The sequence below is a fragment of the Brucella sp. IR068 genome, from assembly GCF_049065885.1.
GTDB classification, from domain to species: domain Bacteria; phylum Pseudomonadota; class Alphaproteobacteria; order Rhizobiales; family Rhizobiaceae; genus Brucella; species Brucella intermedia.
The window spans coordinates 515,411-542,368 of the sequence record NZ_JBAKHE010000002.1 but is presented as its reverse complement, the minus strand read 5'-3'; the positions used below and the strand labels follow the sequence as shown (position 1 = coordinate 542,368).

Genomic DNA, 26,958 nt, shown 5'->3' with positions numbered 1-26,958 from the left:
GCCAATTTCACGACCTTTTCGGCGGGCTATTTCCGCACGTCAATTCAATGACTTAAAAGATATTCACATAAAGATTGAGCAACGGTGTTGCCCGACCTCGCGCTTTGCATCGACCATGTGCTCGTGATCGTCTACAATCCATGTATCCGATCGAGCATAACATGCCAACAGGAAGGGCGCGTGCAGTATGGGGTTCTACGATACGGTTTTCAGCGCCTTCGTCACCCTGCTTGTTACAATCGATCCGCCCGGACTGGCGCCGTTGTTCCTGGCGCTGACGCCGGGCATGGAGCGGCACCATCGCGGACAGGTTGCGCTTCGCGCCTCCATCATCGGTTTTATCGTGATGGCGCTCTTTGCCATTGCGGGCGCGCAGATACTCGGCATGTTCGGCATCACCATCGGCGCGTTCCGCGTCGCGGGTGGCCTGCTCCTCTTCTGGATCGCCTTTGAAATGATTTTCGAGAAGCGGACGGAGCGCAAGGAAAAGAGCGCCGAGGTTGCGATCACCAAGGATCACATCCGCAATATTGCCGCCTTCCCGCTCGCCATTCCGCTGATTGCGGGTCCGGGTGCGATCTCGGCTATCGTGCTGACGTCAAATTCCTTTGAAGGCGTAGGGCCGAAAGCGGCCCTTCTCGGGGTCATCTTCATCTGCCTGTTCATCACCTATCTTGTGCTGCTGCTGGCAGAGCGCGTCGACCGGTTTCTTGGCGAAACCGGCCGTTCCATCCTCACTCGCCTTCTCGGCGTCATTCTGGCAGCGCTTGCCGTTCAGTTCGTGGCTGACGGCATCAAGACACTTATCAGTGGTTAAGCCGATTTCTGCGCCTTCTTGCCGATCATGGCGTGACGGAGCTTCGACGAGAACCAGTCGATGAGGGCAACAGCGATCAGGATCATGATGATCAGGAAGGAGACGTCCTGAAGGTTGAGAACCTTGATCTGTTCGGCCAGATGCGCGCCGATGCCGCCTGCCCCGACAATGCCGATGATTGTCGCCGAACGCGTGTTTGACTCGAAAAAGTAAAGCACCTGACTGCCGATCAGTGGCAGAACCTGCGGCAACACGCCGAAGCGATAGCCGTGCAGCCTGCCGCCGCCCGATGAGACGACGCCTTCGACCGGCTTCTTGTCGGCGCCTTCAATGGCTTCGGAGAACAGCTTGCCGAAAGCACCGAAGTCCGAGCAGGCAATCGCAAGAATACCGGCGAACGGTCCAAGCCCCACGACCGACACCCAGATCAGCGCCCAGATAAGCGTGTCGACGCCGCGAATGGTGTCGAGGAAGCGGCGAATGCCGAAATGCAGGAACACATTGGGAATGATGTTCTTCGCCGCCAGAAAGCCGAACGGAAAGGCGAGGATCGCGGCCAGCAATGTGCCGAGATAGGCAATCGCCAGCGTTTCCATCATCGACCACAGATAAAGGCTGAAACGCCCGCCGGAGGATGGCGGCATCATCATCAGCGCGAAATCGCCGAGGCGACCAAGGCCGTTCAGAATGCGCAGCAGCGAAAAATCGAGCCAGTAAAAGGCGAACCAGACCGAGGCGATAAGAGCTACGGTCAAGATCGCCAGATTGCGCCATGTGCGCCCATTGCCGAACAGATCGGCATATTCGGCCCTCAGTTCCTTTTCGTGCGCGTGTGCCTCACGGGAGAGACTTTGTGCAATATCGGTCATAGTTCTCTCCTCAACCAATACGGCCAAGCAGTGCGTGACGCACGCGCTGGGTGACAAGATCGATCACGAAGATCGTCACGATGATCAGAAGCAGGATGGCGCTGACATCGCTGTAATAGAACTGGCGGATGGAGGTGAGCAGTTCCTGCCCGATACCGCCTGCCCCCACAAAACCCATGACGGAAGCGCCGCGCACGTTGATTTCAAAGCGCAGCAGGCCATAGGAAGCAAAATTCGCGGCCACTTGCGGCAATACGGCAAAGCGGATGACCTGCAGGCCGGAACCGCCGGATGCGCGAATGCCTTCCACCGGGCGCATGTCGATATTCTCGACGACTTCGGAGAACAGCTTGCCCAGCGCGCCTGTGGTGTGCAGCATCAGCGCGAGAACACCGGCCATCGGCCCAAGGCCGAAGGCGATGACGAAAAGCAGCGCGAAGACGATTTCCGGAACAGTGCGCAACAATTCCAGCCCGCGACGGACGATGAAGCGAACCGTGGAATTGGGGGCCATATTGGATGAGGCTGCGAAGGATGCAGCGAAAGCGACGACCGCCCCGATCAATGTCGCCAGATAGGCGATCAGCAGCGTCTCGAACAGCATCTTGAGCCAGCCGCCGAGGTTCCAGTACCAGGCAGCGAGGTCGCCCCAGAAATTGGCGATGGTCAGATCCGGCAGAATGCGGCCGAGATAGCTTGTGAAGCGAAAAAGATTTTCGACCAGGGTGCCGGGCCGAACATCGGCAACGACGGAGGCGGCAATGGCGACAAGGACAAGCGCAAGGAGAAGCGCGATACCATAGAGCCGCCGTTTGCCGACTTCCCTGCGGTAATCGGCGAGCAGGCTTTTTGCTCCACTGCCGTCGAGTGAGGATACCGTCATGCGAAATTCCTTTGATCAAGCCTGATCCCGAGAACCTTTCGGAATCATGCCCTAAAAAAATGCCCGGAACGGGTTGCGTTCCGGGCACTTCAATTTCTCACGGATCAGGACTTGCGAGCCTTGTCGTTGAACTTGAGCATTTCGATGATCGGCTCATAGTCCTTGGCTTCGGTGGCTACGAATTCCTGATCCTTGCCGTCGGAAAGAGCGTCAAAGCCAGCCTTGTCCTTCTTCGGCATGTCGAGGAAAGCCTGCTTGATATCGGCCTTCAGCTGATCCGGCAGGGTGCTGAGAACGGCGAACGGGCCTTCAGGAAGGAAGTCCGACTTGAAGATGATGCGGAAGTCGTCCTTCGTCAGTTCCTTGCCGTTGGCATCCTTCAGAACGCCGCGGCTGACCATGCGGGTCAGGTTGGAATCGTTTTCCGAGTTCCAGGAGTTGGCAGCGGCATCGGCGGTGCCCTGCGCCAGAGCGAGAACTGCGTTTTCGTGGCTGCCGGCGAAGAAGTTCTTACCGAAGAACGTGTCTACGCTATAGCCTTCGCGGTTGAGGAAGAAGCGCGGTGCGTTGTTGCCCGAGGTCGAGTTCGGATCGACGAGAGCAATGGTCTTGCCCTTCAGGTCGTCCATCTTCTGGTACGGGCTGTCGGCGCGAACATAAACGACCGAATAATAGCCGTTGACGCCGGTGTCGTGACGCTGGTTGACGAGCGGCGTGGTTTCAACGCCGGTCATGACGGCGCGGGCGTAGGAAGCCGGGCCATAGAATGCGATCTGGATGTTACCGGCGCGCTGGCCTTCGATGACGGCTGCATAGTCGTTGGCGACGCGCAGCGTTACCTTGGTGCCGAGTTCCTTGCCGAGATAGGCAGCCAGAGGCGCATAACGGTCGGAAGTGGTCGAGGCGTTTTCAGCCGGGATCACGCCCAGAACGATTTCCGGATAATCCTTGCTCCAGTCGGCAGCCTGGGCATTGAAGGTCATCGTAGCGGTGAGCGCAACAGCCGCCAGAAAGGTTCTACGGTTAAGCATGGGTATCTCCTGTTAATCCTGAGTTTGGAGCGTGTTTCTTTTCCGGAGCTTTGTGCGCTCAGGCGGAAAGCTGGCGCAGAACGGCTTCGGCCGACTGCGGAACTGGCATCGGCATCGGTGCGTCCAACTGCTCATCGGCATCGATGACGTCAGCGGCTTCCATGCCGTAAAGGTCGCGTGATGCCATATCTGTCAGCATCGACGGTGTGCCGCGGAATACGATCTTGCCGGCGGACATGCCGACGAGACGGTCGCAATAGCTGCGCGCAATATCGAGCGAGTGCAGATTGCAGAGAACCGTGATGCCGTATTCGCGATTGATGCGGCGCAAAGCGTCCATGACGCTGCGCGTGTTGCGCGGATCGAGCGATGCAATCGGTTCGTCGGCGAGGATGATGCGCGGCTGCTGCACGAGCGCGCGGGCAATCGCCACGCGCTGCTGCTGGCCACCCGAAAGCTCGTCCGCGCGATGCGCTGCAAGATGCGCAATGTCGAACTGCTGCAAGGCCGAAAGCGCGATCAGGCGCTCCTCATCGCTCCAGATACGCAGGAGCGATTTCGGCGTCGAAACATAGTTCAGACGGCCCATCAGGACGTTAGTCAGGACATCCAGACGGTCGACCAGATTGAAATGCTGGAAAATCATCGCGCATTGCGCGCGCCAGTCCCGCAGGCCCGAGCCTTTTAGCCCGGTAACATCGCGGCCATCCCAGTGAATGGTTCCCTCTGAAGGCTCGACAAGGCGATTGATCATGCGCAGAAGCGTCGACTTGCCTGCGCCCGAGCGCCCGATAATTCCCACAAACGTGCCGGGTTCGATTTCGAGATCCACACCCGAAACCGCCACCTTGTCATTATAGCGGCGCGTTATGTTTTTCAGTTGAAGCATGAATTCGTCTCCATTCATGCTTACTCTGAATGGCTTCCATGACACTGCAATGAAAGCCCCATGACGTTTGTGTAAATTTAGATATTGCTACAAGAACCTTACCTAAGCGACTGTTTTGACGCTGACTTCCTCCAGGTGACGCAGGAAGGCTTTTGTGGACAGGCCGACTTCGCCGGAATTGTCTATTGTGACAACATCGCCCGCCCCGTCATCGAAGCTGACTTCACGTGCAAGCCGCGCGACGATTTCCTCCCGGCTTTCGCGGCCGCGCGATGCGAGCCGCTCCGCCAGAACTTCCGGCCGGGCCGTAATCACGACCACCGAGCGCGACGGGTAGAGCCTGCGAACATCACCCAGAACCCGGCGCGAAACATTGGCGATCACCACCGTTCCGTCCGCGATTTCATCCTCCAGCGATTTCGGCAATCCGTAGCTCAGGCCATGCGCCTGCCAGTGCAGGGCGAAGGCGCCCTCGCCCGCCGATTTTGCAAATGCTGCTTCATCCAGACTGTCGTGATCTTCCGTTCCCGGCATTTGCGGGCGGGTGATGATGCGACGCACAAAGTGAAAGCGCGTGTCGCCCGCCAGAGCCACACGCGCCGCATCCATGATCGTATCCTTGCCGGCCCCGCTGGGGCCGACAACGGCGACGAAACAGCCTTTCGGCCTGTTGGATTGCATCTGCATCAGAGCACCCGTTCGCCTTCGCGCCAGACGGTGCGGACAACCGGGATTGCGCCCTTCGGACGGACACGGACCAGATCGGCCCGCTTGCCGATGGCAATCTCACCGCGATCATCCATAGCCATGGCATCGGCGGGATTCTTGGTCACAAGCCGGATCGCATCCGGCAACGCAATCGGGCGTTCGCCGGAAGCCAGACCGAATGCCGACTGAATGAGACTGAACGGAATATAATCCGACGACAGGATATCCAGGCTGCCATTGTCCACCAGATCGCGTGCGGCGATGTTCCCGGAATGCGAGCCGCCGCGAACGATATTCGGCGCGCCCATCAGGATCGAAAGGCCAGCGCCCTTTGAAGCATTGGCGGCTTCCATCGTGGTCGGGAATTCGGCGATCCGCACCCCATGGTCGAGCGATTCATCGACATGCGCACTGGTTGCATCGTCATGGCTGGCCAGAACGATGCCACGCGTTGCCGCCAGTTCGGCAATGGAGCGGCGGTGCCTGGCCGAATAGGCGTCCGAATCCGCCATGCGCTTTTCACAATGCACCCGGAACTCCTCATCCGTGAGCTTCATCTTGCGCATGTAATAGGTGCGATAGGTCTCAAGATCAACGAATTGCCGCTGTCCCGGTGCGTGATCCATCAAGGAAGCGAGTTTTACGCGGTCATCGTCTGCGAAAAGCTCGAATGTTTCGAGGCAATCGGCAGAGGAGACTTCGCAGCGCAGATGCAGGAAGTGGTCTGCACGCAGGCGATTTTCGCGCACGCCGCTTTCAATCGCATCGGCAAGCATGCGCATATCCTTGCCGACGAAATCGCGGTCATAGTCGGAGCCGACGCGCATCGCATCGAATACCGTGGTGATGCCCGAGGCCGCGACCTGCGCATCGTGTGCCTGCACGGCGGCATCGACATTCCAGCGCACCTTCGGACGCGGCGCATAGTGGCTTTCCAGCTGGTCGGTGTGCAGCTCGATGAGGCCCGGAATGACGTAGTCGCCATCCATGTCGTCGCCGCCATTGCTGTCGCCGTGGTCGATTGCTGCGATCTTGCCGTCCCGGATCAGGATGGAGCCGGAAACAATCTCATCGGCGAGCACGATCCGCGCGTTTTTCAGAACGATTTCATTAGCCATTGGACAGCTCTTTCATGACCGCATTTGTGTTCGCGGCTGTTTCATATTTCGAGAGGAAGGCTTCGATATCGAGCGCGCGGAAATCATCGAGCGCCTGGCGCAGACGATCATGGCTCCAGTCCCACCAGGCCAGCCGGTCAAGGCGATTGCCGGTTGCAGCGTCGAAGCGTTCGCGAATGAGACGTGCGGGCACGCCGCCCAGGATCGTATAGGGCGCGACGTCCCTGCTCACCACGGCTCCGGCACCGACAACCGCACCATTGCCGACCGTCACGCCCGGCAGGATTGTCGAGCCATGGCCGAGCCATGTGTCGTGGCCGATCTTCACCGCGTTGCCGCGACGCCACTCGAAAAACTCCGTCTCATCCTTTTCTTCCGGCCAGTAATCACCGGCGCGATAGGTGAAATGGTGCAGTGTGGGACGCCATGTCGGATGGTTGGTGGCGTTGATACGCACGTGGCTGGCAATATTGGAAAACCTGCCAATCTCCGCACACCAGATTTCGCAATCGACGCCGAGATAGGAATAATCGCCCAGCACGGTTTCCGAAACGCGGCTGCGCTCGCCAATCTCGGTATAGCGCCCCAGCGTGCAGCCGTTGACGATGGCCGTTTCGTGAACCAGCGGTTCCACCGAGAGCTTGGTCATGCCAGCCCCCGCGGAGAGAAAGCCGTCACGTCGACGATCCGGTCGGCAACGACCGAACGCACGTCTTCATCGTGGAAGATGCCGAGCATGGCGACGCCCTGCTCCTTCTTGGCCTTGATGAGGTCGACCACGACCGCGCGGTTCTTCGCATCGAGCGAGGCTGTCGGCTCATCGAGCAGCAATACCGGATGATCGGTGATGAAGCCGCGCGCGATATTCACGCGCTGCTGTTCGCCGCCGGAGAAGGTCGCAGGCGGCAAGGCCCACAGCCTTTCCGGAAGGTTGAGCTGCGCCAGAAGTTCGCGGGCGCGGTTGAGCGCTGTCTCACGGTCGACGCCACGCGCGACCAGCGGTTCGGCAACCACGTCGATTGCCGCAACCCGCGGCAGCGTGCGCAGAAACTGGCTGACATAGCCGATCGTATCGCGGCGCACCGCCAGCACTTCACGCGGATCGGCAGTGGCAAGATCGACAAACCTGTCGGCATGGCGGATCATGATCGAGCCGCCATTGACCGCGTAATTGCCATAGACCATCTTCAGGATCGAGCTTTTGCCCGCGCCCGAAGGCCCGCCCAGCACGGCGCATTCACCGGCATTCAGTTCGAAATTCACGCCGCGAACGACCGGAAGTTCGATGCCGCCCTGCAAATGCATGACGAAGGTCTTGGTAACGCCGGTGACGGCAAGCGGGGCTGATGTTTGCAACATAGGCATTTTTCACCTCACGCATGAAGTTCGGCTAATTTAGGAACAACATGCAATAAACATCTGTTTTAATTTACTAAACTTGCAGGATAGACGACACAAGCAGCTGCGTATAAGGCGCCTGCGGGTCATCCAGCACACGGTCGGTCAGGCCCTGCTCGACAATATGGCCGTCTTTCATGACCATGATGCGATGGGACAGAAGCCGGGCCACGGCGAGATCATGCGTCACGATAATCACCGAAAGGCCGAGATCGCTGACAAGACCGCGCAGAAGGTCGAGAAGGCGCGCCTGCACCGACACATCAAGACCGCCGGTCGGCTCATCCATGAAGACCAGACGCGGCGCCGTCACCAGATTGCGGGCAATCTGCAGGCGCTGGCGCATGCCGCCGGAAAAGGCGCGTGGCTGATCGTCGATACGGTCAGCGGCGATTTCGACGCGTCCCAGCCATTCGGTTGCTGTGTTGCGGATATTACCGTAATGGCGTTCGCCGACCGCCATAAGGCGTTCGCCGACATTGGCACCAGCCGAAACCGTCATGCGCAATCCGTCCGCCGGGTTCTGGTGCACGAAACCCCAGTCCGTCCGCATCAGGAAGCGGCGTTCCGCCTCGCCGATCTTGTAGAGATCGCGGAATTCACCGTCGCGCATCCGGTATTCAACGGTGCCGGAGGTTGGTTCCAGACGGGTTGCCAGACTGTTCAGCAGCGTCGTCTTGCCGGAACCGGATTCACCGACGATGGCCAGCACTTCACCCGGCCACAGATTGAAGGAAATATCCGCGCAGCCACGACGATTGCCGTAGAATTTCGACAGGCTGTTCACTCTCAGTAGAGGTTGCTCGCTCATTGTGCGGCCTCCTTGTTCGCTGCCAGATGGCCGAAATGGCCGTTTGCCTGACGGTCTTCGCAAAAATCGGTGTCGGAGCAGACGAACATCGAGCCGCCGCGATCATCCAGCACGACTTCATCGAGATAGACGCCCTTTGCGCCGCAAAGCGCGCACGGTTCTTTGAACTTCTGCACCTCAAATGGGTGGTCTTCGAAATCGAGGCTCACAACATCCGTATAGGGCGGGACGGCATAGATGCGCTTTTCGCGCCCGGCGCCGAACAGTTGCAATGCCGGAGACATATGCATTTTCGGATTGTCGAATTTCGGCGTCGGCGAAGGCGCCATCACATAGCGCCCTTCGATCATCACCGGATAATCGTAGGTCTTGGCGATATGGCCGTGCCGCGCAATGTCTTCGTAGAGCTTCACATGCATGAGGCCATATTCGGCAAGCGCGTGCATCTTGCGGGTTTCGGTTTCACGCGGCTCCAGAAAACGCAGCGGTTCCGGGATCGGCACCTGATAGACCAGCACCTGTCCTTCCGTCAGCGGATATTCCGGAATGCGGTGACGGGTCTGGATGATCGTCGCTTCGCCCGTATGGGTGGTGACGGCGACATCGGCCGTCTTCTGGAAGAAGGCGCGGATGGAAACCGCATTGGTCGTGTCGTCGGCACCCTGGTCGATGACTTTCAGCACATCATCCGGCCCGATGATCGAGGCCGTCACCTGCACGCCGCCCGTGCCCCAGCCATAAGGCATCGGCATTTCACGGCTGGCAAACGGCACCTGATAGCCGGGAATGGCAATGGCCTTCAGAATGGCGCGGCGGATCATCCGCTTGGTCTGCTCGTCCAGATAGGCGAAGTTGTAATTGGCCAGATCGCTCATTCCGCGGCCTCCTTTGCCAAACTTTCGGTACCGTTGTTCGCTTGCTCATATTCCGCGCGCATACGGCGGATGAGTTCGAGTTCTGCCTGAAAATCCACGTAATGCGGCAGTTTCAGATGCTCGACGAAGCCGGTCGCCTGCACATTGTCGGAATGGGAAATGACGAATTCCTCATCCTGTGCGGGTGCGGTCACATCCGTATCGAATTCGCGCACGCGCAGCGCACGGTCGCAGAGCGACATGGACATGGCCTTGCGCTCACTCTGGCCGAACACCAGCCCATAACCGCGTGTAAACTGCGGCGGCTGCTTGGCCGAACCCTTGAACTGGTTGACCATCTGGCATTCGGTCAGCTGTACGCGACCGAGCGAGACGGCAAAGCCAAGCTCCGGCACATCGAACTCGACCTCGACTTCACCAATGCGGATTTCGCCAACGAATGGGTGGTTGTTGCCGTAGCCGCGCTGGGTGGAATAGCCGAGCGCCAGCAGAAAGCCCTCGTCGCCGCGCGCCAATGCCTGCAAGCGCAGGTCGCGCTCCATGGGAAATGTCCATGGCTCGCGGGTCAGGTCGCCCGGTTCGTGACCATCTGGCAGCGAACCGTCTTCCTCGATCATGCCGTTGACACCGAGAATATCGGTCACACGCGGCGTTTCTTCGGGTTCTGCGGGGCGCAGTTCCGGTTCCGGCACAGCCACATCGCCAGCCAAATCGGGATCGAGCAGCCGATGGGTATAATCGAAGGTCGGCCCCAGAAGCTGACCACCCGGCAGATCCTTATAGGTCGCCGAAATGCGGCGCTCGATCAGCATTTGCGCCGTTTCCATCGGACGGGAATAGCCGAAACGCGGCAAGGTGGTGCGATAGGCGCGCACCAGAAAGATTGCTTCGATCAGATCGCCACGCGACTGGCGCACGGCAAGGGCTGACAGTTCACGGTCATAGAGCGAGCCTTCCGCCATGACGCGATCGACCGCCAGCGCCAGCTGTTCGGCAATCTGGTCTAGGCGAAGCGCTGGAACCGAACGGTCGCCGCGACGGCGGTCATCGAGAAGACGGTGGGCATTGCGGATGGCCGTTTCGCCACCCTTTACGGCAACATACATTTTCAGCCCTCCAGAGCAGAAATTCTGGTTGTGCGGGGAAGTGCTGCAACAGCGCCGTCGCAGACCAGAACAAGATCAACGCCAAGCGGATATTGCGCACCGTTTTCACGCCATTGCTGGATGAAATCCTGGGGCAGACCATCGACGTGGAGCGAGCGCTCGCCGTCAATGCCGGGGCCTTTCAGCACAAAGCCCTGCCCGCTTTTCAGCGACGCGACAGCCAGCACGATGGTTGTGGAACGATCAGGAAACTCGGCATTGCCTTGCGAAAAATCGGCCAGGGACGGCAGCCGCGACACATCGCTAACGAGAGCAAATTGCGCGGCGTCGGCATTTTCGACACGCGGCGCACCGGTGTGGAAAGTAAGCCAGGCGGTTGCATCTTCATTGGCGGCTATCGCCGCATCGCACCACACCGTCGCATCATGGTCGAGCAGGGTTGCCGAGATAACACCCAGTTCCGGCGTCAATGGCTGCGGTGGCGTGGCCGCTGCGGCCAGCGGATAGATGCGGCCGGGATTGGCCATGGCGTGCATGACGGCATGAAAGACCGACTGTGCATCCGTCACCGGATCAGCCAGACCGCCTTCAAATGCTGGAGAAGAAGGAAGCATCAATTGTCTCCCCGAACCATTGTAAAGAAATCGACCTTGGTAGCAGCCGCTTCGCCGCGCAGCGTGGCGTCGGCATCGTCGTGCCGTTTGCGCAGGACGCCCAGCACCTGCGTTTCCACCGCGTCGCGGCGGGTTTCGTCCAGCCAAAGTGCATCGAAGAGAGCGGCAAGGCGTGCCTTTTCCTGATCGCGGCCAAGCGCATAAGAGTGACCGACCGAACCATCGGAAAGCCGCACAGTGGCGCGTGTCACGGTCGCCTCGCCCACATTGAAGGGAGCGCCGCCGCCGCCGATGCGTCCGCGCAGCATCACAAGGCCGGTTTCCGGCCCGCGCAAAACCTCAAATTCCGGCTTGTCGGACCATGCCTGCCAGAAGGCCTGCAATTCTTCGCCGCTGGCGCGCGCAAGAACCGCCATGCTTGCCTGCCGTGCGAGCTGCACTGCATCCGGTGCCTTTTTGCTTTCAGTGGCGGAACCGGCTCCGCCTCCCTTCGCACCATGCTCCGTACCGTACATGAGCTTCCCTGCCTTCAAATCCTGTTGACGCGATCTTTTAAATTGTCTAGTTATATAGACAACTATACAATACCAGAATGAATACACCCTGCCAATGACAGGACGATGACAGTTGATGGCAAAGACCAGACACATTGAGAGAAACAGCGGCGTTGCGATCTGGCGGCAGATTGCCGATGAGATACGCGGCGACATCATGGCGGGTAAGCTTCAATCCGGCGCGCGCATGCCTGCCGAGATGGAACTGGCCGACAGGTTCGGGGTCAATCGCCACACGGTGCGCAGCGCCATTGCAGCGCTGACGCAGGAGGGCGTACTGCGAGCCGAGCAAGGACGCGGCACCTTCGTCGCCAACGCAAGGCGCCTCACCTACCAGATCGGACGCCGCACCCGCATTTCCCAGTCGCTCGCTTCGCAAGTGCGGGAAATGCAAGGGATTTTGCTGGCCTCAGGCAGGGAAATCGCAACCCGGGAAGTCGCGGACGCGCTTGAACTGCATGCGGGCGACGAGGTGATCCGGCTTGAAACGATGCACAACGCCGATGGTTATCCAATTTCGATTGCGACTCACTGGATCGATGCCGCGCGCTTTCCTTCCTTTGCAGAGGATTATGCTGAAAGCGGCTCGATAACGGCTGCGTTCAAGGCTGCGGGGATCGCCGATTACCTGCGAAAATCAACTGTCATATCGGCCCGTCATGCCGGTCCGGAAGACCTGAGAATCTTGAAACTCTCTCCGGGTGCCATCGTCGTGACAGCGCGTGCGGTAAACGTCGATACGGACGGAAAACCGATTCAATATTCCCTGTCGCGATTTTCGGCGGATCGCATGGAGTTCTCCATCGAGAATGACGAAAACAGCTGAGGTGTCCGCCATGCAATTTTGGTTAAGCCTCTGGGCCGATTAGGCATTATCCGGGCTGCGTTTGCATCACCGCGCTGACATACGACTTAACTGCTGGATAGCCGCTCCAGATCGCAGCTTGACGTGCATGTTATATCCATTATTCTGGATATATGGAAAACGACTCTGCAATCCTGGCTTTGGCCGCTCTCGCACAATCGACAAGGCTTGATACCTTTCGATTGCTGGTCCGACACGAACCTGCCGGAATCAGGGCGGGCGAGTTGGCCCGTATGCTGGACATTCCGCAAAATACGATGTCCGCCCATCTGGCCACCCTGTCACGGGCTGGTCTCGTGAGGAGTGAGCGGCAAAGCCGCTCGATCATCTATCGCGCGGATCTGGATCAGTTTCGCGAACTGACGCTTTTCATGATCAAGGATTGTTGCGGCGGCAGCGCCGAACTCTGCGCGCCTCTGCTCCAAAGCCTGACACCTTGCTGCGAGCCCAAGACGGCTGACGCCGCTCAATAACCATGTTCTGGCGACGCCAGTTCACCCCAACGGACGTTAAAATGACAAATCGGTATCAACTGGCGCCCGGCGCGCGCACGGGCAGGCAGTCGCCCATGAGAAACACCCTCACGCCGACATGGAAAGGCATGTGGAGCAACGCTGATGTCTGTCTTTGAAAGGTATCTGACTGTCTGGGTTGCCCTTTGCATTGTCGCGGGCGTCGCTCTGGGGCATCTTTTCCCGGCACTGTTCCACGCTATCGGCTCCACCGAGATTGCCAAGGTCAATATTCCCGTCGCCGTTCTCATCTGGCTGATGATTATTCCCATGCTTTTGAAAATCGACTTCGCCGCGCTTCGGCAAGTCGGTCGGCACTGGCGGGGCATCGGCGTCACGCTGTTCATCAACTGGGCCGTCAAGCCGTTCTCGATGGCGCTTCTTGCATGGCTGTTCATCGGCTGGTTTTTCCGCCCGAACCTGCCTGCCGACCAGATCGATTCTTACATTGCAGGCCTTATCATCCTTGCCGCGGCACCCTGCACGGCCATGGTCTTCATATGGTCCAGCCTGACCAAAGGAGAGCCACACTTCACCCTGTCCCAGGTCGCATTGAATGACGCTATCATGGTCATAGCCTTTGCTCCGATCGTCGGGCTTCTGCTTGGGCTTTCGGCGATTACGGTTCCATGGGATACGCTCGTTCTTTCCGTTGTCCTCTATATCGTCATTCCGGTGATCCTTGCGCAGATCATCCGGCGAAACCTGCTGGCGGGTGGCGGACAAAGCGCGCTCGACAGGCTGCTGAAGACACTGCAACCGCTCTCCCTTGTGGCACTGCTCGCCACTCTCGTCCTGCTCTTCGGTTTTCAGGGCGAACAGATCATCGCGCAGCCGCTCATCATCGCCATGCTGGCGGTGCCGATCCTCATTCAGGTCTATTTCAATTCGGGGCTGGCCTATCTTCTCAACCGCCTGTCCGGCGAAAAGCACAGCGTTGCCGGACCGTCGGCCCTGATCGGCGCTTCGAATTTCTTTGAACTTGCCGTCGCCGCTGCAATCAGCCTTTTCGGCTTTTCATCCGGCGCGGCGCTCGCAACCGTGGTGGGCGTTCTGGTCGAGGTGCCGGTCATGCTGTCGGTCGTCTGGATCGTGAACCGCTCCAAAGACTGGTATGAACGCGGCGCCGATCAGAAGCCTGCAACACAAACAGGAAACTCCCGATGACTGTCACTATTTTTCACAACCCGAAATGCGGCACCTCGCGCAATACGCTGGCTATGATCCGGGCGAGCGGCGAAGAGCCTGTGATCGTCGAATATGTGCAGAACCCGCCCACGCGGGAACGTCTGGTCGGCCTGCTTGCGGCGATGAATCTGACGCCGCGCGAACTGCTGCGCGAGAAAGGTACGCCCTATGCCGAGCTCGGCCTGTCCGATCCGAAATGGACTGATGAGGAACTGATCGACTTCATGATGGCCCATCCGATTCTGATCAACCGGCCGATTGTTGAAACTCCGCGCGGCACCCGGCTTTGCCGCCCTTCCGAGCTGGTTCTGGATATTCTGGAAAACCCGGTTGCATCCTTCACCAAGGAAGATGGCGAGCAGGTCACCTATGGAGAAAGGAAATGACTGCCGCAGACTTGCCCAACCTCGACCGGAAATCCTTTCTCCTGCCGGATGAGAATGCTCTTCGCGCACCTTTCCCGGAACATAAGCCTCGTATCCTGCTGCTCTACGGATCGTTGCGCGAACGTTCCTATAGCCGTTTCCTGACGCTGGAAGCGCAGCAACTGCTTGATGCAATGGGCGCGGAAACCCGCGTTTTCCATGCCGATGGCCTGCCTTTGCCGGACCATGGGACGCCGGATCACCCCAAGGTGCAGGAACTGCGCGAGGCGATGCTCTGGTCGGAGGGGCAGGTCTGGACAAGTCCTGAACGCCATGGCGCGATGAGTGCCGTCATGAAAGCGCAGATCGACTGGATTCCCCTGCCCGGTGGCGCGATCCGCCCCACGCAAGGGCGAACACTGGCCCTGATGCAGGTCTCCGGCGGTTCGCAGAGCTTCAACGCCGTCAACCAGATGCGCATTCTGGGTCGCTGGATGCGGATGATTACCATTCCCAACCAGTCATCGGTCGCCAAGGCCTGGCAGGAATTCGATGATGCCGGCCGCATGAAACCTTCGTCATTCTATGATCGCGTAGTCGACGTCATGGAAGAACTGATGAAGTTCACCTTGCTGACGCGCGGTATTTCAGACCATCTGACGAACCGTTACAGCGAACGGAAAGAAGCCGCTGCCCTGCTTGAAAAGCGGGTCTCGCTGCAATCGATCTGACATTCCGGCAGTCTGGCGCTCGGGCAGCGGGATGCTTCAAGTTGAATCGCCATTCCGCCGCAAGCTATTGTTTGGGCGTGATTTTCATCCGACCGAAGCAGGATCAGAATTCAGTTCGATAGACTGATTTCGCTGCATAGGCGGTTCACCTTTTCGGAATCATGCTCCAATTTCGGGCGCAGGTATTTCTGCCGTTTTGGACGCCAGAACATCAGTTTAAAAAAACAGAAAAGGCGCTGTAAAACAGCGCCTTATCGCATTTCACTAATAAATTGGGTTATACGCGCACTCAGAACGGAATTTCGTCGTCCAGGTCGCGGGAGAAACCGCCGCCGCTGCCGCCACCCGAAGACGGGCCGGACGAACCGAAGTCGCCGCCGCCACCGGAATAATCCGACATCTGGTTGCGATTGCCGCCACCGCCGAACGAACGGCCCTCACCGCCACCTTCGCCACGGCTGTCGAGCATCTGCAACTCGCCGCGGAACTTCTGAAGTACGACTTCCGTCGAGTAACGGTCATTGCCGTTCTGGTCCTGCCATTTGCGGGTCTGGAGCGCGCCCTCGATATAGACCTTGGCGCCCTTCTTCAGATATTGCTCCGCGACCTTGGCAAGGTTCTCGTTGAAAATGACGACGCTGTGCCACTCGGTGCGGTCCTTGCGTTCGCCGGTCTGGCGGTCACGCCAGCTTTCAGACGTTGCAATGCGCAGATTGGCAACCACGTCGCCCGAGTTCAGACGACGAATTTCCGGATCGGCACCAAGGTTGCCGACCAGAATGACTTTGTTGACGCTACCAGCCATCGAAAAATTACTCCGGGTCTCGCATGCACACTCTTTCCGCACAGCTTCGCACGGACAAGAGGCGCTTTCCAATTGAAAGCTCAGGCGCAGCGATGCGCCATCACCAGAAACTCATATGCTCACCTTACAGGACTGGCTCAATGAGCGCTCAGTCCGGCGCGGTGAATTTGTCAATGTCCACAGAGTTTATGTTCTTGTTTTGTTCAAAATGCAACCTTCGACACGAAAAAGACATGCGTTCGCCACAAATTTTCATGGGTTTTTGCACCGTTTCCCGTGCAGAAAATGCAGTTTTGCACATTTCAGGCCCAAAAACTGCATCTGCCTTAATTTGAAATCGGCCTTCCCTCCACCCTTCCTGAAGCGACGGCCACAGGCGCTGTGTGAATAGGATCGGGCTCCAGGAAAAAGCCCTGCCGCTCACTGTATCTTTGGCGCGCAGGGCTTGGGTTTTGAGCAATGCTCTTGTGCCGACAATAATTCGCCAGCAGATATTTTCGGACGGCGATGACGCGCGGTCATTTGCCTTCCGCGCAAATTCAGATTTTCGGCAATCGCAGTTTCAGTCAACGAGGCATCATTCCTTGCGAAAAGATGCTGCCGCGACCGAAATGGATTGTGCTTTCATCGTTGTGAAAGCTAGGCAACGTAGTCAGGTGGACTCATGCTCCTTACCTCCCTACTGGGTTTCCCGCCTCCTGCGGACCTCTTGCCGATGCCGCGTCATCCCACCACGACACCTCTCCGCCATCAGCGAGCAAGGCCAGTCTGCTCCTGTCAGGAGTGACAGTCAACGCTCTTGCGTTCACATTTCGTATCGCCTATCAGAAGGCTGGTTGTTCGATATTTGTTCCAGTGATAAGAGTGCACCGATGAATGACCCGAGACCCCTTCTTATCGGAGGGTTCCACCCCATATTAGAAACCGGCGCGACGGGTTTCACCATTCGGCGCCCGTTTATCCATGGCATCATGAGCAGGCAGGACGCGGAATGAGCGATCAGAAATTCATTTCCATACGTGGCGCGCGCGAACACAACTTGAAAAATGTCGATCTCGATCTGCCTCGCGACAAGCTGATCGTGATGACAGGCTTGTCCGGTTCGGGCAAATCCTCGCTTGCCTTCGATACGATCTATGCGGAAGGCCAGCGCCGCTATGTCGAAAGCCTTTCGGCCTATGCGCGCCAGTTCCTGGAAATGATGCAGAAGCCGGACGTCGACCAGATCGACGGCCTGTCGCCAGCCATTTCCATCGAGCAGAAGACGACGAGCCGCAATCCGCGTTCGACGGTCGGCACCGTCACCGAAATCTACGACTATATGCGCCTGCTCTTTGCGCGCGTGGGTGTACCCTATTCGCCGGCGACCGGCCTTCCCATCGAAAGCCAGACGGTCAGCCAGATGGTCGATCGCGTCATGGCGGTTGAGGAAGGCACGCGCCTCTATATCCTCGCGCCCATCGTTCGCGGCCGCAAGGGCGAGTACAAGAAGGAACTGGCGGAGCTTCAGAAGAAGGGCTTTCAGCGCGTCAAGGTCGACGGCACCTTCTATGAAATCGCCGATGTTCCGGCGCTCGACAAGAAATACAAGCACGATATCGATGTGGTGGTCGACCGAGTGGTGGTTCGGCCTGACCTTTCGACCCGCCTCGCCGACAGCCTTGAAACCTGTCTCAAGCTTGCCGAAGGCCTGGCCGTTGCCGAATTTGCCGACAAGCCGCTGCCGCCTGAAGAAACGGCTGAGGGCGGCGCTGCCAACAAGTCGGCCAACGAAACGCATGAACGCATTCTGTTTTCGGAAAAGTTCGCCTGCCCGGTCTCCGGCTTCACTATCCCGGAAATCGAGCCGCGCCTGTTCTCGTTCAACAATCCCTTCGGCGCCTGCCCGACCTGCGACGGCCTCGGCACGCAGCAGGCCATCGATCCCAACCTGATCGTTCCCGACGAAACGGCAGTGCTGAAGGACGGCGCGATTGCCCCGTGGGCGCGATCCTCGTCGCCCTACTACAATCAGACGCTGGAAGCGCTTGGCAAAGCTTATGGCTTCAAGATCGGCGCAAAATGGGCTGATATTCCGGAAGAGGCCCAGCAGGCCATTCTTTACGGCACCAAGGGCAAGGAAATCACCTTTCAGTATGATGACGGCTTGCGTTCCTACCAGACGACGAAAGCTTTTGAAGGTGTGATCCCCAATCTGGAACGCCGCTGGAAGGAGACCGATTCCGCCTGGTCGCGTGAAGATATCGAGCGCTTCATGGCCTCGACGCCCTGCCCGGCCTGTAACGGTTTCCGCCTGAAGCCGGAGGCGCTAGCGGTCAAGGTCGGCATGAAGCACATCGGTGAAATCACCGAAATGTCGATCCGCAAGGCCGATGCCTGGTTCCGCGATATCGACAGCAGCTTCAACGACAAGCAGCGCGAAATTGCCGCCCGCATCCTCAAGGAAATCCGCGAGCGCCTGCAATTCCTCAACGATGTGGGGCTCGATTACCTGACGCTGGCGCGCAATTCCGGCACGCTTTCGGGCGGTGAAAGCCAGCGCATCCGTCTTGCCTCGCAGATCGGCTCCGGACTGACCGGCGTGCTCTACGTGCTGGATGAGCCGTCCATTGGCCTGCATCAGCGCGACAATGCCCGCCTTCTCGACACGCTGCGCCATCTGCGCGATCTCGGCAATACGGTCATCGTGGTCGAACACGATGAAGATGCTATCCTGACCGCCGATTATGTTGTCGATATCGGCCCGGCGGCTGGTGTCCATGGCGGCAAGATCATCGCGCAAGGATCGCCGCAGGACGTGATGTCCAATGCGAACTCGCTGACCGGCAAATATCTGTCGGGTGCGATGGAAGTTGCCGTCCCGGCGGAACGCCGCAAGATTTCCAAGTCCAAGCGCATTCGCGTGGTGGGCGCGCGCGGCAACAACCTGAAAAATGTCTCGGCGGATATTCCGCTCGGCACCTTCACTGCCGTTACCGGCGTTTCTGGCGGCGGCAAGTCCACCTTCCTGATCGAAACGCTGTTCAAGGCCGCTTCGCGCCGCATCATGGGTTCGCGCGAGCATCCCGCAGAGCATGACCGTATCGAAGGGCTGGAATTCCTCGACAAGGTGATCGATATCGACCAGTCGCCGATTGGGCGCACGCCGCGCTCCAACCCGGCAACCTATACCGGTGCCTTCACCCCGATCCGCGACTGGTTCGCGGGCTTGCCGGAAGCCAAGGCACGCGGCTATCAGCCGGGCCGCTTCTCGTTCAACGTGAAGGGCGGGCGCTGCGAGGCCTGCCAGGGCGATGGCGTCATCAAGATCGAGATGCACTTCCTGCCGGATGTGTATGTGACTTGTGATGTCTGCCACGGCAAGCGCTATAACCGCGAAACGCTGGAAGTCCTGTTCAAGGGCAAGTCCATCGCCGATGTACTGGATATGACTGTCGAGGAAGGTGCGGAGTTCTTCTCCGCCGTGCCTGCGGTGCGCGACAAGCTGCAAACGCTCGTCAAGGTCGGTCTCGGCTATATCAAGGTCGGCCAGCAGGCGACGACGCTTTCCGGCGGCGAAGCGCAGCGCGTGAAGCTGGCCAAGGAACTGTCGCGCCGCGCGACGGGCCGCACGCTCTATATTCTGGACGAACCGACAACCGGCCTGCATTTCCACGATGTGGCGAAGCTCTTGGAAGTGCTGCACGAGCTGGTGGAACAGGGCAACACGGTCGTGGTGATCGAGCACAATCTGGAAGTCATCAAGACGGCTGACTGGGTGATCGACCTTGGACCGGAAGGCGGCGATGGCGGCGGTGAGATTGTCGCAGTGGGCCGTCCGGAAGACATTGTGAAGGAGAAGCGCTCCTATACCGGCCACTTCCTCAAGGAACTGCTGGACCGCCGCCCCAAGCGCAGTTCAGAGGCGGCTGAGTAGGCAGTAGATTGATTATGGGAAGTATTGGAAGTAAGCCGGACCTAGTGTCCGGCTTTTTATTTCCAAGGCAATGCATACTAATAGATTCAATCGAACCATCATCGTTTCGATTCTTAAAAATAGTACAGGCGAGAGCGAAAATGAACGAAGAAGTTGCCCCTAATAGTTTAAGCGAAGAAAATGACGGAGAAACGTTCTATTTTCCACCAGTCAAAACGTTAGTAACTAGAAATATGAGCTTATTCCTCTTTGATTATCACTCTATCGTGGATTTATTCTTTTTTACAGTTCACTTAGCCCACACTGCAGACAATGTATCATTGCGCGCTAGCACAGCTCTATTTGAAATAGCGAGCAGTGAAAGGGAGAAAGAAAAATATGAACGATTAATGACTAACCCAGGTAAGGTGGTGAAGAAACTGAATGAATTTGCTTCTGTTAATTCACGAAACTTAACAGTGACAACGGTTGATACTTTTTTTTGGTTTATTTCAGCATCTATTCAAAGTGCGATGCGTAAACGACCAGAATTGGTAAAGTCTAGCGAAAATCTTCGCATAGAAGATATTTTTAAGTTTAGGAGCAGGAAAGAAATAATAAACTATCTTATCGACAAAAAGGTCAATTCTTTATCATACGGTGGGATGAGCAGAATTGAAAAATTCATCGAAGAATCCTTGGGCGTTTCACTTTTTGCGAAGGACGAGGATCGCCAGCTTATGCAGCTATTTGCAGAAGTTAGGAATATCCACGTACACAATCGAGGTTACGTCAATCGCGTGTTCTTAAGCCGAGTCCAGAACTCTGTTCCTTTTAGTTTTGAAGAAGGAAGTCGTGCTCATCTCCGTTTCGACGATTTGGTGAAATTAACAAAGGTGTGTGTCAAAACAGCATTAGAGCTAGACGAAGAAATTTCTAAGAAGTTCGCATTAAAACGTAAGCGTTTCAGCACGTGGAAAGAAGAGATTATCCCTGCGACTTCGTGAAATAGATGAAGGTAATCGAGCACGATTCGTGGTGATCCGATTTCCTGTGCTTATTACCAGGTATTGTAAAGCGAAAAAAGCCCGGATAAACCGGGCCTTCTCGACAGCCAATCGCAATCATGCCGCGATGGGCTGGAAATTTAATGTCACGATCCGTTCGAAGAGCTTTCACTCTCCAGATCATGATTAGCCGTTTACGGCGTCCTTCAGGCCCTTGCCAGCCGAGAACTTCGGCACGTTGCGAGCCGGGATAGCAACTTCCTTGCCGGTCGACGGGTTGCGGCCGGTCGAGGCAGCGCGATGCGAAACGGAGAAAACGCCGAAGCCAGGCAGACGGACTTCTTCACCAGCCTTCAGGGCGCCGGTAACAGCAGCGAGTACGGCGTCAACAGCAGTACCGGCGTCAGCCTTCGTCAAACCGCCCTTTTCCGCAACTGCGGCAACCAATTCGTTCTTGTTCATTGGCATTTCCTTTCTTTATCTACCGGAACGGATAACGTGACCGGATTGGTCGGAGTTTATTCAAATCGTTTCACAAACCAAGCCTGTCAACGTGAAAAAACCCCGGAAACCGGGGTTAAACACAGAAATGCCGGGCAAATTGCCCGGCATTTCGATTGTTGGTCCTGATAGACAGCTTCCGGCAGGACTATCCGACTGAATCAGAATCGCCTGCCGGAAGTTCATTTCAGCGCATTGCCAATAAGCAAACTCTTTCGAACGTTTGCCGGAAATGCCTTAATGGGCCATCGAGGCGCCAGCTTCTTCCTCGACCGAAGGGACGGGTGTCGCGTTTGCGGGCTCCGTCCATTCAATCGGCTCGGGTTCGCGAACCAGAGCGTGCTTGAGCACCTCACCTACACGGGACACCGGAACGATCTCAAGACTGTTCTTCACATTGTCCGGAATATCCGCCAGATCCTTGGCGTTTTCTTCCGGGATCAGAACCTTCTTGATGCCGCCGCGCAGTGCCGCGAGGAGCTTTTCCTTGAGGCCGCCGATGGGCAGGACCCGACCGCGCAGCGTGACTTCGCCCGTCATTGCGATGTCCTTGCGAACCGGGATGCCGGTCAGCACGGAGACAATCGCCGTGACCATGGCGATGCCTGCGGACGGACCGTCCTTCGGCGTCGCACCTTCCGGCACGTGCACGTGGATGTCGCGCTTGTCGAACAGCGGAGGCTCGATGCCGAAATCGATTGCCCTGCTGCGGACATAAGATGCCGCCGCCGAGATCGATTCCTTCATCACGTCGCGGAGGTTACCCGTGACGGTCATGCGGCCCTTGCCGGGCATCATGACGCCTTCGATGGTCAGCAATTCACCGCCGACTTCCGTCCAGGCAAGGCCTGTCACGACGCCAACCTGATCCTCGCCATCGATCTGGCCGAAGCGGTACCGCTCGACACCCAGATAGTCGGAGAGGTTCTTTTCGGTGACTTTCACCGACTTCTTCTTCGACTTCAGAATGTCGGTCACGGCCTTGCGCGCCAGCGTCATCAGTTCGCGTTCGAGGCTACGCACACCTGCTTCCCGCGTGTAGAGGCGGATAACATTGCGCAACGCATCGTCCGTGACCGAAAACTCCTTCGGCTGCAGGGCGTGATCCTTGATCGCCTTCGGCAGCAGGTGCCGCTTGGCGATCTCGAGCTTTTCATCCTCGGTGTAGCCGGCAATACGGATGACTTCCATACGGTCCAGAAGCGGGCCGGGAATGTTGAGCGTATTGGCCGTCGTCACGAACATGACGTTCGACAGATCGTATTCGACTTCAAGGTAGTGATCCATGAAGGTCGAGTTCTGTTCAGGGTCCAGCACCTCGAGCATTGCCGATGACGGATCGCCGCGGAAATCCTGGCCCATCTTGTCGATTTCATCGAGCAGGAAGAGCGGGTTGGACTTCTTCGCCTTCTTCATCGACTGGATGACCTTGCCGGGCATCGAGCCGATATAGGTGCGGCGGTGACCGCGGATTTCGGCCTCGTCACGCACGCCGCCGAGCGACATACGGACATATTCACGGCCGGTAGCCTTGGCGATCGAGCGGGCGAGCGAGGTCTTGCCGACGCCGGGAGGTCCGACGAGGCAGAGGATCGGGCCCTTGATCTTGGTCGAGCGAGCCTGCACCGCGAGATATTCGACGATGCGTTCCTTGACCTTGTCGAGGCCGAAATGCTCGTCATCGAGCACTTCCTCGGCGAAGTTCAGGTCCTGCTTGATCTTCGACTTCTTGCCCCATGGAATGGACAGCAGCCAGTCGAGATAGTTGCGGACGACCGTTGCCTCGGCCGACATCGGGCTCATGCTGCGCAGCTTCTTCAGCTCGGCCTGTGCCTTTTCGCGGGCTTCCTTGGAAAGCTTGGTCTTGTTGATGCGTTCTTCGAGTTCTGCCGCTTCATCGCGACCGTCCTCGCCATCGCCAAGCTCCTTCTGGATCGCCTTCATCTGCTCGTTGAGATAGTATTCGCGCTGCGTCTTCTCCATCTGGCGCTTGACGCGGCTGCGGATACGCTTCTCAACCTGGAGAACCGAAATTTCGGCTTCCATGAAGGAAAGCGCCTTCTCGAGGCGCTCGCGCACCGAGAGGATCGACAGCATTTCCTGCTTCTCGGGAATCTTGATCGCGAGATGCGAGGCAACCGTGTCGGCAAGCTTCGAATAGTCGTCGATCTGGCTGGCGGCGCCAACCACTTCCGGCGAAATCTTCTTGTTCAGCTTGACGTAGTTTTCGAAGTCGGAAACCACCGAGCGGGCGAGCGCCTCGATCTCGACGGCATCTTCGTCAGGCTCCGGCAGAGCCGCAGCATAGGCCTCGTGATAGTCTTCGCGGTCCGTAAACTTGGAAACCCTGGCGCGCGCCGTGCCCTCGACCAGCACCTTGACGGTGCCGTCCGGCAGCTTGAGAAGCTGCAGCACATTGGCAATCGTGCCGATTTCATAAATCGCATCCGGTGCCGGATCGTCATCGGCGGCGTTCTTCTGGGTGGCAAGCAGGATCTGCTTGTCCACGCCCATCACTTCCTCCAGCGCGCGAATGGACTTTTCGCGGCCGACAAAAAGCGGAACGATCATATGGGGGAAAACGACGATGTCACGCAACGGCAAAACGGCATAGAGCCCGTCTGCACCGCCCGCTTCAGAGCCACCCAGCGGTGTCTTCTGTTCAGTACTCGTCATAGTTCAAGTCCTTTCTCAGGTCTTTCAACCTGACTGCCACATCCGCGCCCCCTTTCGTCATGAGGCAGGTCACGAATGTGCTTCGGTCCATACTTGGAGAGCCGACCCCGGCAATTCAATAGGCTTTATCGGGCCGGCTTTCATAGAATCGTCATCTATCCTGCGCTGTGCCGCGCATTAGTACAATATCCAGCTTGGCCTGTACCCCGATTGCTGCCCTGCAATAGTGACAGGTTAAGCCCCACGCAAGCCTGAAGCATGTCATCTCCCCGGCCTGCACTTTTCCGTGACATGGCTGGCATATGGCCCGGCACATGAAAAAGGCCGCTTGCGCGGCCTTTCTTGAATAATTGCTGCCGCGAATATTGCGCATTATCCGACGCAAAACCGCTACGCACTTTTGCCGGAAATGCTTCAGGCGGAAACATTACCCTTTTCGTCCTGCCGCTCGGCATAGATATAGAGCGGACGGGCGCTGCCATCCACCACATCGCCGGAAATAACCACTTCCTGCACGCCTTCCAGCGTCGGAAGTTCGAACATCGTGTCGAGCAGGATCTTTTCCATGATCGAACGCAGGCCGCGTGCACCCGTCTTGCGCTCGACCGCCTTGTTGGCAATCGCCCGCAGGGCGTCGTCGTGGAAGCTCAGCTCGACATTTTCCATGTCGAACAGGCGCTGATACTGCTTTACGAGCGCGTTCTTCGGCTCGGTCAGGATCTGCACCAGGGCATCGACATCGAGGTCTTCGAGTGTCGCGATCACGGGCAGACGACCGACGAATTCCGGAATGAGGCCGAATTTCAGAAGGTCTTCCGGCTCCAGTTCCCTGAAGACGTCACCGATGCGGCGTTCATCCACCGACTTGACGGTGGCGCCGAAGCCGATGGAGGTCTTTTCGCCGCGTGCGGAGATGATCTTGTCCAGACCGGCAAATGCGCCGCCGCAGATGAAGAGGATGTTCGTCGTGTCCACCTGCAGGAATTCCTGCTGCGGATGCTTGCGGCCACCTTGCGGCGGCACGGAAGCGACGGTGCCTTCCATGATCTTCAGAAGCGCCTGCTGAACGCCCTCGCCCGACACGTCGCGCGTGATGGACGGGTTATCCGACTTGCGGCTGATCTTGTCGACTTCGTCGATATAGACGATGCCGCGCTGTGCACGTTCCACGTTGTAATCGGCAGCCTGAAGCAGTTTCAGGATGATGTTCTCGACATCTTCACCGACATAGCCGGCTTCCGTCAGCGTCGTCGCATCGGCCATGGTGAACGGCACATCGATGATGCGGGCGAGCGTCTGGGCAAGATAGGTCTTGCCGCAGCCCGTGGGGCCCACGAGCAGAATGTTCGACTTCGCAAGCTCGATGTCGCTGTTCTTCGACTGATGGGCGAGACGCTTGTAGTGATTGTGTACCGCAACCGACAGAACGCGCTTGGCATCCTTCTGGCCGATGACGTAATCGTCAAGGACGGCCATGATTTCCTGCGGCGTGGGCACGCCCTCGCGCGACTTCACCATGGAGGATTTGTTTTCCTCGCGGATGATGTCCATGCAGAGTTCGACGCACTCGTCGCAGATGAAAACGGTCGGGCCTGCAATCAGCTTGCGCACTTCATGCTGGCTTTTGCCGCAGAACGAGCAATAGAGCGTATTCTTGGAATCGCCGCCGCCGTTGCTGACTTTGCTCATTGCAGTTTCCTTTCAGTTGATCGAAATGAGCCTTGGGCGCTTCAGATCGATCGTTTCTTCCGGTTCGGACCCAGTGCTGGAGGAGAAACGCGCCTCCCGCCGGTCACAACAGCAGCAGATACGCGCTGCCTATAGTCCTGGACCTGTAATCAAGGGCCAGTAGTCTCAGGATTCGTCACCGTATGGCTCCCCGACCGAAGGAACCATCTGGCGACTTTTGCAGAAGCTGCACCGCCGAACAAATGAAAAATATGTTCCCGGCAAAGATTCGGCATAATCTGACCAAGTTTAGCGCCCCGAACCCCAACAGATGCTTAACGCGGCGCGTTAACCATCACGTAGGTGCAAGAATTGGGCCCCTTTTGTGGCAAAGGGCGCTAAAAACAGGTGCGAGCCGGAGAATCCGGCTCTTACTTCGATTCGTCCGCGCTCACGTCGCGCGCTTCGACCACCTTGTCGATGAGGCCGAATTCGAGCGCTTCCTGCGCGGTCATGAAATGGTCGCGGTCGAGCGTGCGTTCGATCGTCTCGTAATCGCGGCCCGTGTGCTTGACGTAGATTTCGTTCAGGCGGCGCTTCATCTTGATGATGTCCTGCGCATGGCGCTCGATGTCCGAGGCCTGCCCCTGGAAACCGCCCGATGGCTGGTGGACCATGATGCGCGCGTTCGGCAGCGCATAACGCTGGCCGGTGGCGCCTGCCGTCAGAAGCAGCGAGCCCATCGAGGCGGCCTGGCCCATGCAAAGCGTGGAAACCGGCGGACGGATGAACTGCATCGTATCATAGATCGCCATGCCGGACGTCACCACGCCGCCGGGCGAATTGATGTACATGTTGATCTCTTTCTTCGGATTTTCCGCTTCGAGAAAGAGAAGCTGCGCGCATACCAGCATCGACATTCCGTCTTCAACCGGTCCGTTCACGAAGATGATGCGCTCCTTCAGAAGGCGCGAGAAAATATCATAGGCCCGTTCGCCACGGTTGGTCTGCTCAACCACCATCGGGACGAGGTTCATGACGGTTTCGATCGGATCTCTCATTATGGGCCTCT

General features: G+C 57.8%; 26 protein-coding genes and 1 pseudogene. 9 read left to right on the top strand and 18 right to left on the bottom strand.

Annotated features, from left to right (window positions below; translation table 11 throughout):
* Nucleotides 1-187 precede the first annotated feature (187 nt).
* Nucleotides 188-817 (top strand): MarC family protein, encoded by a 630-nt coding sequence (locus tag ACOWVS_RS05610; RefSeq protein WP_006466790.1) that lies wholly within the window; start codon nt 188-190, stop codon nt 815-817.
* On the opposite strand, the gene phnE (ACOWVS_RS05605) is transcribed toward ACOWVS_RS05610, so the two are convergent.
* The 13 genes from phnE (ACOWVS_RS05605) to phnG form a co-directional block, all read right to left on the bottom strand.
* Nucleotides 814-1,686 (bottom strand): phosphonate ABC transporter, permease protein PhnE, encoded by an 873-nt coding sequence (gene phnE, locus ACOWVS_RS05605; protein ID WP_006470445.1) that lies wholly within the window; start codon nt 1,684-1,686, stop codon nt 814-816. The two genes, ACOWVS_RS05610 and phnE (ACOWVS_RS05605), sit on opposite strands and share 4 nt — an antisense overlap.
* 10 nt (nt 1,687-1,696) lie before the next feature.
* Entirely contained in the window at nt 1,697-2,569 is an 873-nt protein-coding gene (gene phnE, locus ACOWVS_RS05600) for a phosphonate ABC transporter, permease protein PhnE (protein WP_006466788.1), read from the bottom strand.
* A 104-nt stretch (nt 2,570-2,673) separates the two neighbouring features.
* Nucleotides 2,674-3,600, bottom strand: coding sequence for a phosphonate ABC transporter substrate-binding protein (gene phnD, locus ACOWVS_RS05595; RefSeq protein WP_006470444.1), 927 nt, complete (start codon nt 3,598-3,600; stop codon nt 2,674-2,676).
* A gap of 58 nt (nt 3,601-3,658) precedes the next feature.
* Entirely contained in the window at nt 3,659-4,489 is an 831-nt protein-coding gene (phnC, locus tag ACOWVS_RS05590; RefSeq protein ID WP_031346027.1) for a phosphonate ABC transporter ATP-binding protein, read from the bottom strand.
* Nucleotides 4,490-4,591: 102 nt separating this feature from the next.
* Complete coding sequence (gene phnN, locus ACOWVS_RS05585; protein WP_031346025.1) at nt 4,592-5,170, bottom strand: phosphonate metabolism protein/1,5-bisphosphokinase (PRPP-forming) PhnN; 579 nt, start codon at nt 5,168-5,170, stop codon at nt 4,592-4,594.
* 5 nt (nt 5,171-5,175) lie between these two features.
* The gene (locus ACOWVS_RS05580; RefSeq protein ID WP_006470441.1) at nt 5,176-6,315 is read right to left on the bottom strand and encodes an alpha-D-ribose 1-methylphosphonate 5-triphosphate diphosphatase; all 1,140 of its coding nucleotides are present in this window, start codon (nt 6,313-6,315) and stop codon (nt 5,176-5,178) included.
* A complete protein-coding gene (locus ACOWVS_RS05575; RefSeq protein ID WP_006470440.1) occupies nt 6,308-6,964 on the bottom strand; it encodes a DapH/DapD/GlmU-related protein in 657 nt (218 codons plus the stop codon). The genes ACOWVS_RS05580 and ACOWVS_RS05575 overlap by 8 nt, the downstream gene beginning before the upstream one ends.
* The gene (phnL, locus tag ACOWVS_RS05570; RefSeq protein WP_006470439.1) at nt 6,961-7,674 is read right to left on the bottom strand and encodes a phosphonate C-P lyase system protein PhnL; all 714 of its coding nucleotides are present in this window, start codon (nt 7,672-7,674) and stop codon (nt 6,961-6,963) included. Before phnL ends, ACOWVS_RS05575 begins: the two co-directional genes overlap by 4 nt.
* A 73-nt stretch (nt 7,675-7,747) precedes the next feature.
* Entirely contained in the window at nt 7,748-8,524 is a 777-nt protein-coding gene (gene phnK, locus ACOWVS_RS05565; RefSeq protein WP_006470438.1) for a phosphonate C-P lyase system protein PhnK, read from the bottom strand.
* On the bottom strand, nt 8,521-9,399 hold the full coding sequence (locus ACOWVS_RS05560) for an alpha-D-ribose 1-methylphosphonate 5-phosphate C-P-lyase PhnJ (protein WP_006470437.1): 879 nt from the start codon (nt 9,397-9,399) through the stop codon (nt 8,521-8,523). The genes phnK and ACOWVS_RS05560 overlap by 4 nt, the downstream gene beginning before the upstream one ends.
* Nucleotides 9,396-10,505: a carbon-phosphorus lyase complex subunit PhnI gene (locus tag ACOWVS_RS05555; RefSeq protein WP_006470435.1), complete on the bottom strand. Its 1,110-nt coding sequence runs from the start codon at nt 10,503-10,505 to the stop codon at nt 9,396-9,398. Before ACOWVS_RS05555 ends, ACOWVS_RS05560 begins: the two co-directional genes overlap by 4 nt.
* Before the next feature lie 2 nt (nt 10,506-10,507).
* Nucleotides 10,508-11,119, bottom strand: coding sequence for a phosphonate C-P lyase system protein PhnH (gene phnH / locus ACOWVS_RS05550; protein ID WP_006470433.1), 612 nt, complete (start codon nt 11,117-11,119; stop codon nt 10,508-10,510).
* Nucleotides 11,119-11,634: a phosphonate C-P lyase system protein PhnG gene (phnG, locus tag ACOWVS_RS05545; protein ID WP_006470431.1), complete on the bottom strand. Its 516-nt coding sequence runs from the start codon at nt 11,632-11,634 to the stop codon at nt 11,119-11,121. Before phnG ends, phnH begins: the two co-directional genes overlap by 1 nt.
* 112 nt (nt 11,635-11,746) lie before the next feature.
* Here phnG and phnF point away from each other — a divergent pair, with 112 nt between their 5' ends.
* From phnF to arsH, 5 genes are all read left to right on the top strand, one after another.
* Nucleotides 11,747-12,499, top strand: coding sequence for a phosphonate metabolism transcriptional regulator PhnF (gene phnF, locus ACOWVS_RS05540; RefSeq protein WP_031346017.1), 753 nt, complete (start codon nt 11,747-11,749; stop codon nt 12,497-12,499).
* Between the two features lie 152 nt (nt 12,500-12,651).
* Entirely contained in the window at nt 12,652-13,011 is a 360-nt protein-coding gene (locus tag ACOWVS_RS05535; protein ID WP_021585114.1) for an ArsR/SmtB family transcription factor, read from the top strand.
* 144 nt (nt 13,012-13,155) lie between these two features.
* Nucleotides 13,156-14,217, top strand: a complete 1,062-nt coding sequence (arsB, locus tag ACOWVS_RS05530; RefSeq protein ID WP_006470427.1) for an ACR3 family arsenite efflux transporter — start codon at nt 13,156-13,158, stop codon at nt 14,215-14,217.
* Nucleotides 14,214-14,624: an arsenate reductase (glutaredoxin) gene (gene arsC, locus ACOWVS_RS05525; RefSeq protein ID WP_006466773.1), complete on the top strand. Its 411-nt coding sequence runs from the start codon at nt 14,214-14,216 to the stop codon at nt 14,622-14,624. Before arsB ends, arsC begins: the two co-directional genes overlap by 4 nt.
* The gene (gene arsH, locus ACOWVS_RS05520; protein ID WP_006470426.1) at nt 14,621-15,334 is read left to right on the top strand and encodes an arsenical resistance protein ArsH; all 714 of its coding nucleotides are present in this window, start codon (nt 14,621-14,623) and stop codon (nt 15,332-15,334) included. Before arsC ends, arsH begins: the two co-directional genes overlap by 4 nt.
* Before the next feature lie 289 nt (nt 15,335-15,623).
* Here arsH and ssb read toward each other — a convergent pair whose 3' ends face one another.
* Nucleotides 15,624-16,139, bottom strand: coding sequence for a single-stranded DNA-binding protein (ssb, locus tag ACOWVS_RS05515; protein WP_006470425.1), 516 nt, complete (start codon nt 16,137-16,139; stop codon nt 15,624-15,626).
* 664 nt (nt 16,140-16,803) lie between these two features.
* Between ssb and ACOWVS_RS05510 the strand changes: the two are divergent.
* The 3 genes and pseudogenes from ACOWVS_RS05510 (at nt 16,804) to ACOWVS_RS05500 (ending at nt 21,041) form a co-directional block, all read left to right on the top strand.
* Nucleotides 16,804-17,015: pseudogene (locus tag ACOWVS_RS05510) on the top strand (hypothetical protein).
* A 115-nt stretch (nt 17,016-17,130) separates the two neighbouring features.
* A complete protein-coding gene (gene uvrA / locus ACOWVS_RS05505; protein WP_006470424.1) occupies nt 17,131-20,055 on the top strand; it encodes an excinuclease ABC subunit UvrA in 2,925 nt (974 codons plus the stop codon).
* 140 nt (nt 20,056-20,195) lie between these two features.
* Nucleotides 20,196-21,041 (top strand): hypothetical protein, encoded by an 846-nt coding sequence (locus ACOWVS_RS05500; protein ID WP_006470423.1) that lies wholly within the window; start codon nt 20,196-20,198, stop codon nt 21,039-21,041.
* 186 nt (nt 21,042-21,227) lie between these two features.
* On the opposite strand, the gene ACOWVS_RS05495 is transcribed toward ACOWVS_RS05500, so the two are convergent.
* The 4 genes from ACOWVS_RS05495 to clpP all read right to left on the bottom strand — a co-directional run bounded on the left by ACOWVS_RS05495 (nt 21,228) and on the right by clpP (nt 26,947).
* Nucleotides 21,228-21,503: an HU family DNA-binding protein gene (locus tag ACOWVS_RS05495; RefSeq protein WP_006470422.1), complete on the bottom strand. Its 276-nt coding sequence runs from the start codon at nt 21,501-21,503 to the stop codon at nt 21,228-21,230.
* A gap of 276 nt (nt 21,504-21,779) precedes the next feature.
* Nucleotides 21,780-24,218, bottom strand: coding sequence for an endopeptidase La (gene lon, locus ACOWVS_RS05490; RefSeq protein WP_006466765.1), 2,439 nt, complete (start codon nt 24,216-24,218; stop codon nt 21,780-21,782).
* A gap of 414 nt (nt 24,219-24,632) precedes the next feature.
* Nucleotides 24,633-25,907 (bottom strand): ATP-dependent Clp protease ATP-binding subunit ClpX, encoded by a 1,275-nt coding sequence (clpX, locus tag ACOWVS_RS05485; protein ID WP_006466764.1) that lies wholly within the window; start codon nt 25,905-25,907, stop codon nt 24,633-24,635.
* A gap of 410 nt (nt 25,908-26,317) precedes the next feature.
* Entirely contained in the window at nt 26,318-26,947 is a 630-nt protein-coding gene (gene clpP / locus ACOWVS_RS05480; protein WP_006470421.1) for an ATP-dependent Clp endopeptidase proteolytic subunit ClpP, read from the bottom strand.
* Between the last annotated feature and the right edge of the window lie 11 nt (nt 26,948-26,958).

Coding starts and splice junctions, on each gene's coding strand:
- ACOWVS_RS05610 (WP_006466790.1), top strand. CDS start 188: ATGGGGTTCTACGATACGGTTTTCAGCGCCTTCGTCACCCTGCTTGTT.
- phnE (WP_006470445.1), bottom strand. CDS start 1,686: ATGACCGATATTGCACAAAGTCTCTCCCGTGAGGCACACGCGCACGAA.
- phnE (WP_006466788.1), bottom strand. CDS start 2,569: ATGACGGTATCCTCACTCGACGGCAGTGGAGCAAAAAGCCTGCTCGCC.
- phnD (WP_006470444.1), bottom strand. CDS start 3,600: ATGCTTAACCGTAGAACCTTTCTGGCGGCTGTTGCGCTCACCGCTACG.
- phnC (WP_031346027.1), bottom strand. CDS start 4,489: ATGCTTCAACTGAAAAACATAACGCGCCGCTATAATGACAAGGTGGCG.
- phnN (WP_031346025.1), bottom strand. CDS start 5,170: ATGCAATCCAACAGGCCGAAAGGCTGTTTCGTCGCCGTTGTCGGCCCC.
- ACOWVS_RS05580 (WP_006470441.1), bottom strand. CDS start 6,315: ATGGCTAATGAAATCGTTCTGAAAAACGCGCGGATCGTGCTCGCCGAT.
- ACOWVS_RS05575 (WP_006470440.1), bottom strand. CDS start 6,964: ATGACCAAGCTCTCGGTGGAACCGCTGGTTCACGAAACGGCCATCGTC.
- phnL (WP_006470439.1), bottom strand. CDS start 7,674: ATGTTGCAAACATCAGCCCCGCTTGCCGTCACCGGCGTTACCAAGACC.
- phnK (WP_006470438.1), bottom strand. CDS start 8,524: ATGAGCGAGCAACCTCTACTGAGAGTGAACAGCCTGTCGAAATTCTAC.
- ACOWVS_RS05560 (WP_006470437.1), bottom strand. CDS start 9,399: ATGAGCGATCTGGCCAATTACAACTTCGCCTATCTGGACGAGCAGACC.
- ACOWVS_RS05555 (WP_006470435.1), bottom strand. CDS start 10,505: ATGTATGTTGCCGTAAAGGGTGGCGAAACGGCCATCCGCAATGCCCAC.
- phnH (WP_006470433.1), bottom strand. CDS start 11,119: ATGCTTCCTTCTTCTCCAGCATTTGAAGGCGGTCTGGCTGATCCGGTG.
- phnG (WP_006470431.1), bottom strand. CDS start 11,634: ATGTACGGTACGGAGCATGGTGCGAAGGGAGGCGGAGCCGGTTCCGCC.
- ACOWVS_RS05535 (WP_021585114.1), top strand. CDS start 12,652: ATGGAAAACGACTCTGCAATCCTGGCTTTGGCCGCTCTCGCACAATCG.
- arsB (WP_006470427.1), top strand. CDS start 13,156: ATGTCTGTCTTTGAAAGGTATCTGACTGTCTGGGTTGCCCTTTGCATT.
- arsC (WP_006466773.1), top strand. CDS start 14,214: ATGACTGTCACTATTTTTCACAACCCGAAATGCGGCACCTCGCGCAAT.
- arsH (WP_006470426.1), top strand. CDS start 14,621: ATGACTGCCGCAGACTTGCCCAACCTCGACCGGAAATCCTTTCTCCTG.
- ssb (WP_006470425.1), bottom strand. CDS start 16,139: ATGGCTGGTAGCGTCAACAAAGTCATTCTGGTCGGCAACCTTGGTGCC.
- uvrA (WP_006470424.1), top strand. CDS start 17,131: ATGAGCGATCAGAAATTCATTTCCATACGTGGCGCGCGCGAACACAAC.
- ACOWVS_RS05500 (WP_006470423.1), top strand. CDS start 20,196: ATGAACGAAGAAGTTGCCCCTAATAGTTTAAGCGAAGAAAATGACGGA.
- ACOWVS_RS05495 (WP_006470422.1), bottom strand. CDS start 21,503: ATGAACAAGAACGAATTGGTTGCCGCAGTTGCGGAAAAGGGCGGTTTG.
- lon (WP_006466765.1), bottom strand. CDS start 24,218: ATGACGAGTACTGAACAGAAGACACCGCTGGGTGGCTCTGAAGCGGGC.
- clpX (WP_006466764.1), bottom strand. CDS start 25,907: ATGAGCAAAGTCAGCAACGGCGGCGGCGATTCCAAGAATACGCTCTAT.
- clpP (WP_006470421.1), bottom strand. CDS start 26,947: ATGAGAGATCCGATCGAAACCGTCATGAACCTCGTCCCGATGGTGGTT.